The 16,584-nt window shown below is 59.5% G+C and carries 14 protein-coding genes; 11 read left to right on the plus strand and 3 right to left on the minus strand.

The genetic code is table 11. From position 1 onward, the window contains the following. The first annotated feature begins 237 nt into the window (after positions 1-237). From BRADO_RS24095 to cysN, 9 genes are all read left to right on the plus strand, one after another. Positions 238-2,571: a hypothetical protein gene (locus tag BRADO_RS24095; RefSeq protein WP_041756881.1), complete on the plus strand. Its 2,334-nt coding sequence runs from the start codon at positions 238-240 to the stop codon at positions 2,569-2,571. 149 nt (positions 2,572-2,720) lie between these two features. Next, positions 2,721-3,218 carry an acyltransferase gene (locus BRADO_RS24100; RefSeq protein WP_012028813.1) on the plus strand — a complete coding sequence of 166 codons (498 nt, stop codon included), beginning with the start codon at positions 2,721-2,723 and terminating at the stop codon, positions 3,216-3,218. 87 nt (positions 3,219-3,305) lie between these two features. Next, positions 3,306-4,433: a DegT/DnrJ/EryC1/StrS aminotransferase family protein gene (locus BRADO_RS24105; RefSeq protein WP_157872610.1), complete on the plus strand. Its 1,128-nt coding sequence runs from the start codon at positions 3,306-3,308 to the stop codon at positions 4,431-4,433. A gap of 69 nt (positions 4,434-4,502) precedes the next feature. Then, positions 4,503-5,273, plus strand: coding sequence for a sulfotransferase (locus BRADO_RS24110; RefSeq protein ID WP_157872611.1), 771 nt, complete (start codon positions 4,503-4,505; stop codon positions 5,271-5,273). Between the two features lie 72 nt (positions 5,274-5,345). Next, the gene (locus BRADO_RS24115) at positions 5,346-6,365 is read left to right on the plus strand and encodes a Gfo/Idh/MocA family protein (protein WP_012028816.1); all 1,020 of its coding nucleotides are present in this window, start codon (positions 5,346-5,348) and stop codon (positions 6,363-6,365) included. After that, positions 6,362-7,381 carry an NAD-dependent epimerase/dehydratase family protein gene (locus tag BRADO_RS24120; RefSeq protein ID WP_012028817.1) on the plus strand — a complete coding sequence of 340 codons (1,020 nt, stop codon included), beginning with the start codon at positions 6,362-6,364 and terminating at the stop codon, positions 7,379-7,381. Before BRADO_RS24115 ends, BRADO_RS24120 begins: the two co-directional genes overlap by 4 nt. Further along, positions 7,378-8,505: a DegT/DnrJ/EryC1/StrS aminotransferase family protein gene (locus BRADO_RS24125; RefSeq protein WP_012028818.1), complete on the plus strand. Its 1,128-nt coding sequence runs from the start codon at positions 7,378-7,380 to the stop codon at positions 8,503-8,505. Before BRADO_RS24120 ends, BRADO_RS24125 begins: the two co-directional genes overlap by 4 nt. 41 nt (positions 8,506-8,546) lie before the next feature. Continuing rightward, positions 8,547-9,479: a sulfate adenylyltransferase subunit CysD gene (cysD, locus tag BRADO_RS24130; RefSeq protein ID WP_012028819.1), complete on the plus strand. Its 933-nt coding sequence runs from the start codon at positions 8,547-8,549 to the stop codon at positions 9,477-9,479. Next, positions 9,479-11,341, plus strand: a complete 1,863-nt coding sequence (gene cysN / locus BRADO_RS24135) for a sulfate adenylyltransferase subunit CysN (RefSeq protein WP_012028820.1) — start codon at positions 9,479-9,481, stop codon at positions 11,339-11,341. The genes cysD and cysN overlap by 1 nt, the downstream gene beginning before the upstream one ends. Before the next feature lie 19 nt (positions 11,342-11,360). On the opposite strand, the gene BRADO_RS33370 is transcribed toward cysN, so the two are convergent. From BRADO_RS33370 to BRADO_RS24150, 3 genes are read right to left on the minus strand one after another with little or no spacing between them, the layout of a single operon-like run. Then, on the minus strand, positions 11,361-12,104 hold the full coding sequence (locus tag BRADO_RS33370; RefSeq protein ID WP_012028821.1) for a trans-aconitate 2-methyltransferase: 744 nt from the start codon (positions 12,102-12,104) through the stop codon (positions 11,361-11,363). A gap of 10 nt (positions 12,105-12,114) precedes the next feature. Then, complete coding sequence (locus BRADO_RS34280; protein ID WP_012028822.1) at positions 12,115-13,248, minus strand: polysaccharide deacetylase family protein; 1,134 nt, start codon at positions 13,246-13,248, stop codon at positions 12,115-12,117. Beyond that, positions 13,232-14,179: a glycosyltransferase family 2 protein gene (locus BRADO_RS24150; RefSeq protein WP_041756886.1), complete on the minus strand. Its 948-nt coding sequence runs from the start codon at positions 14,177-14,179 to the stop codon at positions 13,232-13,234. Before BRADO_RS24150 ends, BRADO_RS34280 begins: the two co-directional genes overlap by 17 nt. 248 nt (positions 14,180-14,427) lie before the next feature. On the opposite strand from BRADO_RS24150, the gene BRADO_RS24155 reads away from it, so the two are divergent. Together BRADO_RS24155 and BRADO_RS24160 are read left to right on the plus strand one after the other, a co-directional pair. Next, positions 14,428-15,585, plus strand: a complete 1,158-nt coding sequence (locus tag BRADO_RS24155) for a glycosyltransferase family 4 protein (protein ID WP_012028824.1) — start codon at positions 14,428-14,430, stop codon at positions 15,583-15,585. Beyond that, a complete protein-coding gene (locus tag BRADO_RS24160; RefSeq protein ID WP_012028825.1) occupies positions 15,582-16,583 on the plus strand; it encodes a glycosyl transferase in 1,002 nt (333 codons plus the stop codon). Before BRADO_RS24155 ends, BRADO_RS24160 begins: the two co-directional genes overlap by 4 nt. Position 16,584: the final 1 nt, after the last annotated feature.

The raw sequence follows: 16,584 nt of genomic DNA on the forward strand, positions 1-16,584 counted from the left end.
CCTCGGCGTGAGCATCCGTCGCAGGCCGCAGGTGAACTGGTCCTTGAGGGGGGCGTGTAGCCTTGCGTCCGCTCCGGCCGCTACCAAAGGCTGCATGGGGCGCATCCAATCTCCCGACTGAACTCACACCAGGACGACACCTGGGGACACGGTCCAGTGCTTTGTGTTTGACATTCGCTGTCCAAGCTGGTGCAACGTCCACTGATCCTCAGCGACAAGCAACATCGATTGAACCGCATGGCATCCAGCTTCCCAAAATTCGCTTCTTCCGCGCTGGGTTCGATGCTTTCTGAGCTTGCAATTGCGTCAGCAATCACCGCGGTCGGCTTGTGCCTGCTCAGCGGCTACGCTCTGTCGTCTGACCAAGTCCTACTTGGCGACGGCTTGTACATCTACGAAGTGTTCTACAGCGTTTTCAGCCAGCTCAATCAGACCGGCGAAATCCCCCGATGGTTGCCCTATTCCGCTTTCGGAATATCGGCGGACCTGCGACATCTTGTTTTGCCCTTCCTGTCTGTCCCGGTGATGGAGGCGGCCAATCTTCTGGGGTCAACTAACACCTGGAACACCTTTCTCGTCGTCCTGGCCATCGACCTCTGGCTGACCTCCGTCGGAGCCTATCTCCTCCTGCGCCAGTTCGCGTCCAGATCGGTCGCGGCTGTTGTTGCGTCGGCTCTGGTGTGGACGATTGTCATCGACAACAACATCTATTTCTCGCTGTATACCTTCATTACGACCCCGTTTACCCTCCTGTTCATCGTATTGAGCGTGAAAAGGGAGAATTTGACCTATCTCGCCATCGCCGTTGTCTTTGCCGGCCTCGGCGCCTTTCTTCCCACTCTGTACTTTGCCCCCTATCATGCGCTCGTCTACAGCTCGGTGACGCTGACACTTGCGGCCATCTATCGCCCTCGCTTTAGCTGGAAACTCAGGCTTGATTTCTGGATCTGGACGGCAATTGCCGTGACGATCCTGGTCGCGGCTGGTTATCTTGCGTTTTCCTCATTGCAGAACATCGAATTTTTTGCGCCCGACCGCGACGAGAATCTAAGGAGCACGCTGCACGATTATCTCTATTACGCCGGCACTTTTGGGATGATCAAATCCCTCGAGCCTTTGATCGGCGTGCCGTTGTCCGGCCCCAATCCGCTGTTCTTTCTGACGACGATAGCCGTCGTCTTCCCACTCTACGCGATGTTCAACGGATGGAGTCGGGACGTCGTCGCCTTCCTTTTCCTGTTCTGGCTGACTCTGTTTTTCTGCTGGGGACCGAATACGCCTGTTGCGACGATCGCCTACTATTTTCCGGGGATGAGCTTTTTCAGACACGTTGGCTACACTTTTGCTTTTCCAAAATTGTTCGCGACCATTCTCACTGCAATCGGCTTGCAAAAATTCGTTGATCAGGTCAGCAGCACCGCAGATGCGAGAAATTTGGCAGCGTTGCACATTCGACCGATCATCAAGGTGGTGACCGTCGCTTCGTTGGGCGTCGGCATCTGGTACGTCACGGTCTATAAACGCTATGCACCGCGATCGTACTTTGAGCCCGCCATGGGCCTATGGCTCTGGCTGCTGCTCGCCGCTTCGTGGCTTGGAGCTCCGATGATATGGCTCATCTGCAAGCGAGTTCCTGCACGGCATTTCCTCTCGGGAATTGGAGCGGTCGTTCTCATTCAGGCGACAATCTATCAAGTCGTACAGACCTACACCGTCTTTCATGTGCCGCTGGGATTCACGAAGTCACTGCTGGAGACCACACCGCAGCCGTTCGAGGAGGCACGAACGACGGACATCCTCGCGCAACGGAACGGACGAATTTACGACCACATCGCGCAGATCATCACGTCCTATGCGGAAGTGTTCAGCTTTCTCCAGATTGACGCCTGCTTCACCAAGCGCTCCCGAACCGACTTTTCCATGAAGGGAGTCGCTGAGCTGGTCCGCCGGCAATTCGGCAAGGGCAAGAACCTGAACGATCTCGAAGACGCCTATAAAACATCGCCGGAGAATGCCTTTTTCCCGCTCTCCGGATGCGACGTCGCCAAGCTGCAGTGGGTACCCGCCTCCGATTCTTCCGCTGAAAAGCTCGTCGCCGGACAAGACTGGGCCGAGGATTGCGCGCGGTCGAGGCTGTGCCTCGAAGACTCACATGGGACCCGCCTGGCCGTGCCCTGGCCGGAACATGAACCTCCAAATCGGAAGAGCTTGAAGCAGCAGGGAATAAGGGTGGAGCGGTTCTACTTCGACAACGTCAGGTTTTCGCTGACGGTCGACAGTCCCGGCTGGCTGCTCTATGCTGACGCCTTCGATCCTCGGTGGAGCGTCGACATCGACGGAAAACCTGCGGAGAATTGGCGGGCGAACTTCGCCTACAAGGCGGTTCGTTTGGGCCCTGGTGAACATAGCGTCGAATGGCACTTTGGACGTGGCGATGTCCGCCCCGTGGTCTTCAAGGCCCATCAGGCGCTTTGTCTGATTCTGATCGTCGTTCTGGTCTTGAAGTCGGCGGCACTGAGCGGCACGGCTCATGGTGCTCGCCGGATACCTGGAGCGGGTCAGGCTGCTTGATCCCACGTTGCAACCCACTTCCGCTGAGGTGAGATGTCGTGAGGGCGATCCAGCTGGTTCTGGCCGAGATGCTTGACAGACCGCCCCCTCTCCTCTTTACCTGAGCACAAAGGTCGCGGATTGGATCTTTCGATAAACTTGAGATTGCGATGGCTATCAGCGACACTGTGGTCTTGGGCTCGGGGGTTCGCATCCTCAAACCCGAATTCGTGAATCTCTACGGTTGCGTCATTGGAAACGATAGCCGAATAGGGCCGTTCGTCGAAATCCAGGCCGGCGTCAGTGTCGGTGCTCGCTGCAAGATCCAGTCTCATAGCTTCATTTGCGAAGGCGTCAGCATTGGCGACGAGGTCTTCGTGGGTCACGGCGTCATGTTTACGAACGATCTCTGGCCGCGCGCGGCGAATGACGAAGGTCAGTTGCTCGGTGCCGAGGATTGGGAGCTCAAGGCGACGGTTGTTGCCGAAAGGGCTTCGATCGGAAGCGGGGCTGTGTTGCTCCCGGTTCGGATCGGCAAGGGTGCGCTTGTGGCGGCAGGAGCTGTCGTCACCAAGGATGTGCCGGATTTTGCAATCGTGGCGGGCAACCCGGCTCGGGTGATTGGGGATGTCCGAAGTCGTCGACCGGGAAATGCGGCGGAATCATAGTGGACCTGCAGCTGCTCTGGAGCTGTACTGAATCGAACGGCGCCAGGGCAGATGGTGCGTCGGGGTACCGGCATGGGTGGAACCGGAATGACCGAGAATAGGCTGGCGACGGTATTGGACCGCAAGGTTCCTTTCAACGACCTGTCGATCCAATGGCAACAGATTGCCGTCGACGTCCGCCAAGATTTCGAGATGATCTTTGAGCAAAGCGCGTTCTGCCTCGGGCCGTTTGTCGAACGCTTTGAAGCGGACATCGCGCAGTATCTTGGCGTCAGGCACGCTATTGGCGTGAATTCCGGGACTTCTGCTCTTCACTTGGCGGCTCTTGCCAAAGGCATCGGCCCCGGTGACGAAGTGATCGTGCCGGCACACTCCTTCATTGCGACGCTCTGGGGCGTACTCTACGCCGGAGCAACGCCTGTGTTCTGCGATGTGGAGCCGACGACCGGCAACTTGGACGTGGCAGCGGCCGAGCGATGTGTCACAGCGGCCACGAAGGCAATCATTCCCGTCCACCTGTACGGGCAGTCGGCGAACATGAAAGCCGTCATGGAGCTCGCACAACGCTTTGGCTTGGCGGTCATCGAGGATGCCGCGCAGGCGATCGGCGCGACCTGGCAGCAGCGGTATCTTGGCAGCATCGGCGATCTAGGCTGCTTCAGCTTTTATCCTGGAAAGAACCTCGGTGCAGCGGGCGAGGCTGGGCTGATCGTCACGAATGACGACGACGTTGCCAAGCAAGTGCGTTCGCTGCGCAATCACGGCCAATCGGAACGTTACGTACATCAGATCGTCGGCTACAACTGCCGCATGGATGGCTTGCAGGGCGCCGTGCTTAGACGAAAGCTCCCGCGGCTCGCGGCCTGGACGGCGTCACGGCGAAAATTGGCCGAGAGGTACAGGCAAAAACTCTTGGAAACTCCCCTGGTGTTGCCTTCGGTGCAGTACGGGGAACATGTGTGGCATTTGTTCGTCGTGCGCACCCCGGAGCGCGACCGCTTGAGAGCGGCGCTGGCGGAGCGCCGCATCGAAACCGGACTTCATTATCCGATCGCTCTCCACAAGCAGCCCTGCCTCAACCATTTACCCTCGGCCAAATTGAGCTTCCCGTCTGCCGAAGCTTGGGCCGCGGAGTGTCTATCGCTTCCGCTGTTCACGGGCATGACAGAAGATCAAGTCGATTATGTCGCCGACGCGATCCGCGCCCTCTGCTAATCAAGATACTCGACCGCGATGCAGTCCCTCCTGGACTCTCGCGGAAAGGCCGGTACGAACAACATGCCCATGGAAGCCCTCGGCAGACGCGTCCCAGATCTCATCATCGGTGGCGCTCCTAGAAGCGGAACGACGTTGTTGTGCGAGATCATGTCCCGACATCCTGACGTGTTTGTCGTTCGCCCCTTCATTCCGGAGCCGAAGGTTTGTCTCCTCGATCTTGGTTCAGATGACAGCGCATATCTGGACCACTACGCAGAACTGTTCGCGTCGGCTCCCCAGCACGCCTGCTGCGTCGAAAAGACCAGTAATTATTGGGAGAACGACGAGGCGCGCGAACGCCTAGCACGCATATTGCCTCAAACCCGTTTCGTCTTCATCCTGCGTGAGCCGGTCGCGAGGGCTTATTCCAACTGGCGGTGGTCAACTCAGAACGGTCTGGAAACCCTGCCTTTCGGTGAAGCTTTCGATCGCTCAGACCGACCGAGCCCACTGCCACAGCGACAGCGGCACGCACGCCCCTTCGACTATATCCCTCGTAGTCAATATGGCCGCCTCGCGTCAGCCTGGATCGACGCCGTCGGACGATCTCGTCTGCGATTTTATGTTTTCGAACAGGTTGTAGCGAATCCGGGCGCCTGGGCCGCGGACGTTTTCAGCTATGTTGGTGTCCGGGCTTTTGCTGATGATTTTGCTGAGGTCGGTATCGTGAATGCCGCCCGCGACCGGTCGCCCATCGATCCGCATCTCGAGAAGGAGCTGCGGCTCCGGATCCGTCCAGAGGTTCTTCGCTTCGCCGAGCTTACCGGCACTGACATCAGCTCTTGGGGTTATTCATGATTGGCTACGCCCATTCCATCAGGCTCCACTCGATTTGCGTTCATTGACTCTGACGGACAGGAACTAACGAAGATGCGCGTTGCTGTCGTTGGGTACGGGTATTGGGGTCCCAATCTCGTCCGAAACTTCTCCGCCCACCCCGACTTTGAAGTCGCCGCGATCGTCGACGCAAACGAATCCGTTCGGCAACGCGCCTCCACTGAACAGCGCGGCATCCGCGTCGTCGCTGATTTCGAGGAGATCGCTCGAGATGCTAGTATCGAGGTCGTGGCTATTGCTACGCCGGTCGCGACACATTTTTCGCTGGCCAGTCGCGCACTGCTAGCCGGCAAACATGTCATCGTTGAAAAGCCGATGTGCGCTTCGGTCGCCGAATGCCAGGAACTTACCGCGATTGCACACCGGGCCAATCGCGTTCTGATGGTCGATCACACGTTCCTGTTCACCGGCGCAGTGCAGATGATCAAGCAGCTGGCGCAACGCCGAGAGCTCGGCGACATCTGCTATTTCGATTCGATGCGAGTCAATCTGGGTTTGTTCCAGCAGGACGTGAACTGCCTCTGGGATCTTGCCCCCCACGATCTATCCATCATCGACTATCTGCTGGAGGACGAAGTCGTCGGCATCGACGCTTCAAGCTATTGCCATCTCAATCCGGGCTTTCCGGACATGGTTTATGTAACGCTTCACTTCGCTCGAAACACGGTCGCCCACTTGAACCTCAGCTGGATGTCTCCGGTGAAAGTTCGCCGCATTGCGGTGGGAGGTACGAAGCAGATGCTGGTGTGGGATGATCTTGACCAGGATCAGAAGATCCGCGTCTACAATTCGGGAATCGAGTACCTCCCCGCCGACCAACGTAACAGCATGATCCCCCAGTACCGCATTGGAGACATCTACTCGCCCAGGCTTCCTAAGACCGAGGCACTTGCAGGTGTCGTAGACCATTTTTCCAGGGTCATTCGTGGAGATGAGAATTCGATACTGTCTCCTGAACGAGGGACGAAGATCGTACGTATTCTGGAGATGACACAGAAGATCCTGGACGGTGCGCCAACCGCGGGACGGCAAGTCCGGGAGCCGCGATCGTGAGCCGGCGGATTCTCGTGACCGGTGGCGCCGGTTTCATTGGCAGCCATCTCGTTGAACATCTATTGTCATCCGGCTACGTAGTGACCGTGCTCGACGATCTCTCCACGGGGAGCATCGATAACCTCGCAGAAGCAAATGAGACGGGACGTCTCCGGCTGATCGAGGGCTCCGTGCTCGACGCTCAGGCCGTCGAGACAGCCATGCACCAATGCGACTACGTATTTCACCTCGCCGTGCAATGCGTTCGAAAGTCGCTGGGAAAACCGATCGAAAACCACGAGATCAATGCGACCGGCACTCTCCGTATGCTTGAGGCCGCCCGCAAGCACAATATCAAGCGGTTCGTCTACTGCTCATCGTCCGAGGTCTATGGCAGTGTATCAACCGGGCTTCTGGACGAAGATACGCTGTGCCGCCCCGTCACCGTTTATGGAGCGGCCAAGCTTGCTGGTGAACTTTATACCGACGCCTATCACCAGACCTACGGCTTGCCGACGGTCGTGGTAAGGCCCTTCAATGCGTATGGTCCACGCGCCCACGAGCGAGGCGACCTCGCCGAAGTTATTCCGCGTTTCTTCATCCGTTGTCTGAATGGACTTCCACCCGTGATCTTTGGCGACGGGAGTAATGGCCGGGATTTCACCTACGTTACCGAGGTCGCCCGCGGACTCGCTCTGGCTTGCGATGCGGATGGTTTAGTCGGCTCCAAGGTGAACATCGCCTATGGGCAAATGATCTCAATTGGTCAGGTGGCTGCCGAAGTCATCAAGGCCACCGGCCGAAATGATCTCGGTATCGAGCACATCTCAGGCCGACCGGGCGACGTGCGCGTACTGAGCGCCGACGTCAGTCGCGCACGTCGCCTGCTTGGCTACCGGGCAGAGATCGACTTTGCGCATGGACTTCGACGCTACCTCGACTGGTTCCGCCTCAAGCATTCAGACCCGTCTCAACTGATCGAGCGGGACATCGTGAATTGGACCATGCCCACCGCACCCGACCAACCCGCGCCATGACCCCCATACAGTTCGCGCTACCCTATTTCGGACCGGAGGAAGCCGCAGCGGCGGCCGCCGCCGTTCAAAGCGGCTGGGTGGTCGGCGGGCCTCGGCTGAGAGAGCTCGAAACCGCGTTTGCAGACCATTGCGGCGTCTCCCACGGCGTGGGTGTGTCGTCCTGGACCACCGGCGCATTCCTGGTGCTCAAAACTCTCGGGATCGGACCGGGCGACGAGGTTCTGGTACCTTCGTTGACATTTATCGCGACCGTCAACGCAATCGTTCACGTCGGCGCCACACCGGTATTCGTCGACGTTCATCCTGGAACGTATAACATCGATCCAGCCGACATTCCCGAGAAGATCACATCACGCACGCGGGCCATCCTGCCGGTCGACCAGTTGGGGCTCCCATGCGACATCGACGAGATCAGCCGGATTGCATCGGCAAACGATCTGCTGCTGATCGCCGACGCCGCCTGCTCCTTTGGAAGCGCGTTTCGCGGTGTCGCGGTTGGAAGTCAAGCGACAATCACGATCTTCAGCCTGCACGCCCGAAAGATCATCACGACGGGCGAAGGCGGCATGATCGTCACCAACGACGGCGACTTCGCAGAACGTTTGCGAAGGCAGCGGCATCAGGGCATGTCCCTCTCAGACTATCAGCGCCATGGCCAATTGCCGACGATGTTCGAGACCTACCCGGAGGTCGGTTACAATTTCAGGATCACCGACGTTCAGGCAGCGATCGGGGTCGCGCAATTGGCTCGCCTGCCCGAGATGCTGCGGTTGAGACGTGAGATAGCGCAGCACTATCTCTCCCGTCTTGATGGACATCCTGACCTGATCATGCCGCTCGTACCTGATCACGTGACGCCCAACTGGCAGTCGTTTCAAATCCGGCTGCGCGAAGGCGCAAGACTAACTCGCAACCAACTGATGGAGCGCCTCCACGAACGTGGCGTACCTACCCGCCGCGGTGTGATGGCCTCCCACATGGAGCCTCCTTACCGTTCACATTGCGCGATCCTGCCCGTGACGGAACTGCTGGCTCGGCAATGCCTGCAGCTCCCGATGCATCCCCGCCTGACAGCAGACCAGATCGATTTCATAGCTGACGAGCTGACGGACGCGCTGAAGTAGGTAAGCTCTGGATCGATGAGTCAGCTCAAACCGCAATACAGATGACGATGGATCAGGTCCCGATATCACGTTCGCAGCTCCCCGCACATCTGAAGCGGCTCGAATCCGAATCGATCGAGATCATCCGCGAGGTTGCAGCAGAGCTCAAGAATCCCGTGATGCTGTATTCCATAGGCAAAGATTCCGGGGTCATGCTCCACATTGCGTTCAAGGCTTTTTTCCCCGGACGCCTTCCGTTTCCACTGCTGCACGTCGATACGACGTGGAAGTTCAGGGACATGATCATGTTCCGGGATGAGCTGGCCAAGAAACTCGGTTTCGACCTGCTGGTTCATACGAATGAAGACGGCCTGCGCGCGGGCATAAATCCTTTTACCTCGGGCCCCTCGCTGCACACGCACGTGATGAAGACGGAGGCGCTGAAGCAGGCGCTCGATTTGCATGGTTTCGACGCCGCATTTGGCGGCGCCCGTCGAGACGAGGAGAAGAGTCGAGCCAAAGAACGGATCTTTTCGTTTCGAGCGGAAGGTCACGTTTGGGAGCCGCGCAATCAGCGTCCCGAGCTTTGGAATTTGTTCAACACACGTATTAGGCCGGGCGAATCGCTCCGCGTATTCCCACTCTCGAACTGGACGGAGTTCGATGTCTGGCACTACATATCTCTCGAAAGGATTCCGGTCGTCCCACTCTATTTCGCTAAGGAACGTCCGGTCGTCTGGCGCGATGGCACCTGGATCATGGTTGACGACGCGCGCTTCCCGCTGGCGCCTGGCGAGACACCGCAGCTTCGCAAGGTCCGCTTTAGAACACTCGGCTGTTATCCTCTGACAGGCGCCATAGAGTCGGCTGCAACATCGGTCGAAGACATCCTCGATGAAATGAGGACTACGCGTATCTCGGAGCGTCAGGGACGCCTCATTGATACGGACGAGGCCGCATCCATGGAGAAAAAGAAGAAAGAGGGCTACTTCTGATGGCTGCAGCTCAGGCACCAGGGGCGCCGTCCAGAGACCTTCTGCGCTTCATCACCTGCGGTTCGGTCGATGACGGAAAATCGACACTCATCGGACGCCTCCTGCACGATTCTCACGTCATCTTTGAGGACCAGCTGCGCAGCCTTGCCTCCGACTCGCAGAAGTTCGGCACCACAGGGGAAGAGATCGATCTGGCGCTGCTCGTGGACGGATTAGAAGCCGAACGGGAGCAGGGAATTACGATCGACGTCGCCTACCGCTTCTTCAGTACGCCGCTGCGGTCGTTTATCGTGGCCGATACTCCGGGGCACGAGCAATACACCCGCAACATGGCCACTGGCGCTTCATTAGCCAGTTTGGCCATCATCCTGATTGATGCACGCAAGGGCGTCCTGCTGCAGACGCGCCGGCATTCGCTGATTTGCTCGCTGCTTGGCATTCGCCACATCGTTCTTGCCATCAATAAAATGGACCTGGTCGACTTCGACAAAGCGACCTTCGACGCGATCGTCAATGATTATACGGCTTTCGCTGCACACCTCGCCTTCGCTACGATCGTCCCCATCCCTCTTTCGGCCCGCTACGGCCATAATGTAACGACCCGCTCCGATCGAACACCATGGTTCTCGGGGCCTGTACTGATCGATTGCCTCGAGAATGTCGATGTCGCATCCGATCTCAACAAGCTGCCATTCCGATTTCCAGTCCAACGGGTGAACCGTCCCAATCTGGACTTTCGGGGCTATTCGGGGACGGTCGCGTCGGGTGATATCCGGGTGGGGGACCGGGTCACGACAACCCCTGCCGGGCAGACCACTTCGGTTCGGGAAATTGTCACAGCTGACGGGATGCTCGAAGTAGCCCGGGCCGGAGAAGCCGTTACCTTGACACTGGTGGACGAGATAGACGTTTCGCGCGGCGACCTCCTTGCGTCGCCCGATCACCTTCCAGAAATCAATGATCAGTTCGCCGCGCACATCATCTGGATGAGCGACCGGCCACTGATCAGCGGCCGGTCTTATCTCGCCCGTATCGGTACGCGCACGATATCCATGAGCGTCACTGCCATAAGACACAAAATGGACGTCAACACCGGTGAGCGCTTGGCTGCAAGCGTCCTGGCTCTGAACGAGATCGGTTTGTGCAACGTCGCGACGGTCAGACCGATCGCGTTCGACCCCTACGCAGCCAACCGCGCGACTGGCAGCTTCATCGTCATTGATCGCCTCACGAACGAGACGGTCGGAGCGGGCATGATCCTCTTCGGGTTGCGGCGGGGTTCCAATGTGCAATCGCAGCCGCTCCTCGTTAATCGAGAGGCACGCGCGGCGATCAAGCGCCAAGTCCCAGCAGTCGTATGGTTCACTGGCCTCTCTGGCGCGGGCAAATCGACCATTGCAAACTGCCTTGAGAAGAAGCTGCACACCGCCGGCTTCCATACGATGCTGCTGGACGGAGACAACATCAGGCAGGGCCTAAATCGTGATCTCGGCTTCACTGAAGCCGATCGTGTCGAGAACATTCGAAGGGTCGGTGAAGTCGCCAAGCTCTTCGTCGATGCCGGACTGATCGTGATATGTTCCTTTATTTCTCCCTACCGCTCGGACCGAGACATGGTGCGGGAGCTCATGCCTCCGGCGACTTTCTTCGAGGTGTTCGTCGATACTCCACTTGAAGAGTGCATGCGACGCGACCCCAAGGGCCTGTATTCCAAGGCCAGGGCTGGAAAGATCGCAAACTTCACCGGGATCGACGCTCCGTACGAACCACCGCTCAATCCCGATCTCCACCTTAGCACCGTTGGGCACGAGCCTGAGCAACTCGCACAGAAGATCGTCGATAAACTCGCGACCCGAAACTGAGTTAATCAACTAATGAGTGTCAATCTTTTCTCCAGACCGAAAAACTATGGCTTGCCTGCAGGAGTGTCGTGACTGGCCATACCGTTCGGCGCGACGGTGAGAGCCCGTTTCGACGAAGAGACTCGTGAAGCTTAGCTCCATCAGTACGCTCGGGAATCAACCTGAGATAGCCCAAGCGGTCTCGAAGCAGATCCTCGGGAAGTGTTGGATAGACCTTCCGCGCCAAAGCGAGCGCTACGTGGTCCGCCGCTTTGTGCGGCAGGGTACTCCAGGCACGTCGCAGCAGGAAGAGAGCGTGATTCCGCAGACAATCGCGCGGGATCGTGAACACAAGCTGGCCCCCAGCACGTAGAGTGCTTGCCAACCTCTCCACAAGTCGATCCGTGTCAGCCACAACCAGGTGCAGTACACTTTCGGCAAAGATGAGATCGGCCTGAGGACCTTGCCAGTTCATGAAATCGGAGGCGACAAAAGTCACGCGATCAGCCAGATCATTCTCTCTTTTGCGGTCTGCAGCCTCGATGTTCAATGAGGAGATGTCGAGGCCGATCAATTGCGCATCCGGCCGGGCACGGGCGACAGCTAGCAACGTTTCGCCTGTGCCGCACCCGATTTCAACGACCGTCGGTTCCTTGACCCCGACCAGGCAATCGATCACCGCCCGGCTGACTCTGTCGGCCACGTAGTCTGAGGTCTGATATCGACCAACGTAGTCGACCGGACGCTTGAGACGCTTGAGAGATCCTGTCTGACGTTCATCCACTCTCGATCCCCTATGGGTTTGCCCGAGCCGTCGGCTCGGCGCCGCCAGGACCGTTCTCAGCGGCAGCCAGTTCGTCAACTAGATCGCGAGGACAGCAGAAGCGCATCGAAGGATTACTGGCGCACCATTGCAGAAAAGCTTCGTAGATCGCCAGCATTGGAGGATTGCCAGAAAACCCCGCTTCGCAGTGGGTCAATAGAAAAATAATTCCACCAGAGCGTGAAATGTACTCAGCTGAGGATGTCCACAGTGACAGAATCTCGTCCGGAGAATAGCCGAGAAATCGCAGGCTGCCGTCGCGCGGCATCGTCAAAGGGAGTTCCCACATGTCTCCGAAGAGCCAAGGCCGTGCGCTCGCGCATCCGTTGTTAGGTACCGGAAACGGACCTCCTGACGTGGGTATGCTGGAGTCATATCTATAGTGTCGCTTAAGTCCGTCGATTAGTTCTTGTGTCCGGACCAGCGATGGAGCCCGATAGCCAATGCCATCGTAGCGTTCCGCCAGGCGATAACCCTCTTCGAGGCGGCGGGCCCGCTCGGCTGGATCTGCAAAAGGCGTCCAATTGGAATGATCGTAGCCGTGCACCCCAATTTCGTGTCCGCGCTGAGCAGCCTCGCGGACGATAGCGTGGTCGATCGACCACGCGCATGGAACGATATAGTTAGCAGACCGGCACCCGGCCCGCTCCTCGATCGGCAGGAACTGCTTGACGAGGTTGGCAAGCCCCTCCGGGCTGTCGATGTCGTGCGACACCATGACCGGCGTAACCGGGAATTTGATCGAGGGGACGCCGGACATGTCCGCGAGTGCGTCGACGCTGAGATCGACCGGCCATGCGGGAAATCTCGCCCATTTTTTCTGTCTCACCCGCTGCATGCGACCGATCGCCTTGGCGATCAACTGGCGGGCGAAAGGAGGAACCCTCGTGTAAGCGAACGGCAATTTCGCGGATGCCGGACGTTCGTTGGTAAAAGCTGCAAGAGCTCTGAGCGTTTCGACATCGATCGCTGTCGCGCCCCGTCCCTGCGACTTGTGGATCGCTTCGGGCCAATTGAACCCCCGATCCGCAATCCAACTCAGCGATGGAGGCAGCGCATAACGCTCCAACTCCGTCCAGACAAGTTCGTCAGTGTTCAAGTTCACGAGCCTCGCTTCGGGAGCCGACTGATTGGGCTACGAAATATAGCGGCCGATTCTTTGTTTCTAACAGGATGCGATAGAGGTACTCGGAAATGACGCCCAGCATAAGGAACAAGATGCCGAAGAAGAGAGTCATGGTCGCCATGATTCCGGTCCAGCCCGGTTGCACCTCGGAGAGAAGCCAAATTCCAACAAGATAAATTAGCGCCGCACCACTCAGGGCCGAGGTTGCAAGTCCAATGAACGTCAACAGGCGTGCAGGCATCTGAGAAAAGCTCATAACCACGTCATAGAATGCGTGGATCATGCGACCGAACGTCCACCCGGACTTGCCTGCCGTTCGCGACAATCGGTCGTATTCCACCACCGCTTGGTCAAAGCCGGTCCATGCAATGAGGGCGAAAGTGACGCGCGCCGACTCGCGCATTTCCCTGAAACAATCGACGACCCGACGGTCGGCCAGGAAGAAGCTTCCGGTCGTAAACTTCGAGCCGCGCGGCATGGCATAGCGACGGATCAGGTTCTCAAACAGCGTCGACACCAAGCGGCGCCAGCCGTGATCCTGTCTTGTGCGACGGCGCCCCCACACGATAGACGCACCTTTGCGCCATTCGGCGAAAAACCGCAGAACAACTTCGGGCGGATCTTGTAGATCAGCCGCCAGTGTTGCAACGGCGTCGACGTCGGCGCTGACATGGTCCATACCCGCCGTCAGAGCCAGATGCGCTCCAAAATTGCGGGAGAGCCGTAGAGCTGAAAACGCAGCATTTTTCTTGCAAATCTGCTCGATTTTCGTCCAGCTGTCATCGCTGCTGCCATCGTCGACAAGAAGAAGGCGAATATCGACGTCTGTGGCTGTGAGCAGAGTTTGGGAAACTTGGTCGACGAAACGATCCAGATTGGCCGCTTCATTGAAGACGGGCGTAATCAGCAATAAGCATGGTCTCGACTGGCCATTCACAATTCGCCCTCGGTCGCCGTCATTCCATCGTCCTGCATCATGCCTTCAAGAGGAGATGTCAAGCGGCAAACCCTTGAGCGAACACCATTGGGAGTTCGGCGGAGACGCCGCACGCCGTCGAGAACGAAAAGTAAACATCATCTGCCCTAATAACGTACGGCTCGCGTGCAGCCCGGTCTTGGCCTATACGGCGCCAAGACCGCCCGAGACCCGTGAGTTTGATGCCCCCGCCCCACTCCGCTTCGCCGCGCCGCCTGCTCTACGTGGCCAACGAGGATTTCGCGTTCCTGATGCACCGGCTGCCGATGGCGCGCGCCGCGCGCGATGCCGGCTACGAGGTGCATGTCGCGACCAACGTCAATGCGGGCGCCGCCGCGATCGCCGCCGAGCGCTTCGTCCTGCATCCGATCCCGTTCCGGCGCGGCGGACTTTCGCCGTCGTCAGCTCTGCCCACGGTCCGAGCAATCCGCGCCGTGGAAGCGGCGATCCGACCCGACATCGTGCATCATTCGGGGCTGCAGGCGAGCGTGCTCGGCTCGCTGGCCGCGCTCGGGCGCCCTGCCCCGGTCGTCAACGCCATGACCGGCATGGGCTACATCTTCACGTCGTCGAGCTGGCGCTCGCGCCTGCTGAAGCGGGGCCTGCTCTCGCTGCTGCCGTGGCTGATGAACCGCCGCCCGAGCTGCGTGCTGGTGCAGAACCCCGACGATCGTGATGCCCTTCAGGCGATGGGCGTGCGCGCCGACAAAATCACGCTGATCCCCGGCTCCGGCGTCGACACCGACCGCTTCCGGCCGCTGCCGGAGCCCGACGGGCCGATCACCTTCGGCTTCGCCGGACGTCTGCTGACCGACAAGGGCATTCGCGCGCTGATCGCGGCGCACCGGATGCTGCGGCAGCAAGGCCGCAACGATCAGCTGCTGATCGCCGGCTCGCCCGATCCGGCCAACCCGGCCTCGGTTTCGGCCGCGGAAATCGAGGCTTGGCGCGCAGAGCCCGGCATCACCCTGCTCGGCCAGATCAAAGACATCACCGAGCTCTGGCGGCGCTGCCACGTCGCCGTGCTTCCCTCGCATCGCGAGGGACTGCCGGTGAGCCTGCTGGAGGCTGCCGCCTGCGGCCGGCCGCTGGTCTCGACGGACGCTCCCGGCTGCCGCGAGATCGCGATCCACGGCCAGACCGGGCTCGCGGTCCTCGTCGAGGATGCCGCCGCGCTCGCGCAAGCGATGGCGCAGCTCGCGACGTCGCCCGAGCTGCGCGCGCGCTATGGTCAGGCCGCGCGGCAGCTCGTCGAGGACAAGCTCTCGGCCAGGATCATCGGCCGCTCCGTCGTGGCGCTTTATGATCGTCTCACCGCGGCCTCAGGCGACCACCAATGATCGCCAGCCCCGCTGCCAATGCCGCTCTCATCGCCCTGCTGGCCGCGGTGATGTGCGCCGTCTCGATCGTGCTGCTGCGCCCGCTGCTGCAGCGCTATGCGCTGGCGCGGCCGAATGCGCGCTCGTCGCACAAGATTCCGACGCCGCAGGGCGCCGGCATCGCGGTCGTGGGCGCGACGCTGGTGGTCGGCGGCGCCTTCGCCTCCGTGCTCGGCTTCGCGCCGCTTTCGATGCTGTTCATCGCCGTGCCGATGCTGGCGCTGGTCGGCCTGGTCGACGACATCAGGCCGATCCCGGTGCTGCCGCGCTTCGTCCTGCAAGGGCTCGCCGTCGGCCTCGTCGTCTTCACCGCGCCTGACGATCTCAGGCTGTTTCAGATCCCATTGGCGGTCGAGCGCACCCTGCTGCTGATCGCCGGTTTGTGGTTCGTCAATCTCGTCAACTTCATGGACGGGCTCGACCTGATGACCGTGGCCGAAGCAGCGCCGATCACGACGACGCTCGTCCTGTTTGGCCTCTCCGGGGGCCTGCCATGGCCGGCGACCGCCATCTCCGCTGCGCTCGCCGGCGCCATGCTCGGCTTCGCGCCTTTCAACAAGCCGGTCGCAAATGTTTTTCTCGGCGATGTCGGCAGCCTGCCGATCGGCCTCCTGCTCGGCTGGGGCCTGCTGCATCTCGCCTGGCAAGGCTCCATCGCCGCCGCGCTGCTGCTGCCGCTGTATTATCTCGTCGACGCCACCTTCACGCTGCTGCGGCGGATGGCGCGGCGCGAGCCGTTCTGGGCGGCGCATCGCACCCACTTCTATCAACAAGCCACCGACAACGGCTTCACCGTCGCGCGCGTCGTCGGCGAGGTGTTCGTCCTCAATATCGCGCTTGCGGCGCTCGCTGTCCTCTCGGTGGCGCTGCAATCGCTGGTCGCCGACGTCATCCTGCTCGTGTTCGGTCTCGGCGCCGTCGCCTTCGTGCTGAGCCGGTTCTCACGGCCTCGCCGTTGAC

It is taken from the genome of Bradyrhizobium sp. ORS 278 (assembly GCF_000026145.1).
Taxonomy (GTDB): domain Bacteria; phylum Pseudomonadota; class Alphaproteobacteria; order Rhizobiales; family Xanthobacteraceae; genus Bradyrhizobium.

Bases quoted from the DNA above. Each gene is read 5' to 3' on its own strand.
- BRADO_RS24095 (WP_041756881.1), top strand. From the start codon at position 238: ATGGCATCCAGCTTCCCAAAATTCGCTTCTTCCGCGCTGGGTTCGATG.
- BRADO_RS24100 (WP_012028813.1), top strand. From the start codon at position 2,721: ATGGCTATCAGCGACACTGTGGTCTTGGGCTCGGGGGTTCGCATCCTC.
- BRADO_RS24105 (WP_157872610.1), top strand. From the start codon at position 3,306: ATGACCGAGAATAGGCTGGCGACGGTATTGGACCGCAAGGTTCCTTTC.
- BRADO_RS24110 (WP_157872611.1), top strand. From the start codon at position 4,503: ATGGAAGCCCTCGGCAGACGCGTCCCAGATCTCATCATCGGTGGCGCT.
- BRADO_RS24115 (WP_012028816.1), top strand. From the start codon at position 5,346: ATGCGCGTTGCTGTCGTTGGGTACGGGTATTGGGGTCCCAATCTCGTC.
- BRADO_RS24125 (WP_012028818.1), top strand. From the start codon at position 7,378: ATGACCCCCATACAGTTCGCGCTACCCTATTTCGGACCGGAGGAAGCC.
- cysD (WP_012028819.1), top strand. From the start codon at position 8,547: ATGACGATGGATCAGGTCCCGATATCACGTTCGCAGCTCCCCGCACAT.
- cysN (WP_012028820.1), top strand. From the start codon at position 9,479: ATGGCTGCAGCTCAGGCACCAGGGGCGCCGTCCAGAGACCTTCTGCGC.
- BRADO_RS24155 (WP_012028824.1), top strand. From the start codon at position 14,428: ATGCCCCCGCCCCACTCCGCTTCGCCGCGCCGCCTGCTCTACGTGGCC.
- BRADO_RS24160 (WP_012028825.1), top strand. From the start codon at position 15,582: ATGATCGCCAGCCCCGCTGCCAATGCCGCTCTCATCGCCCTGCTGGCC.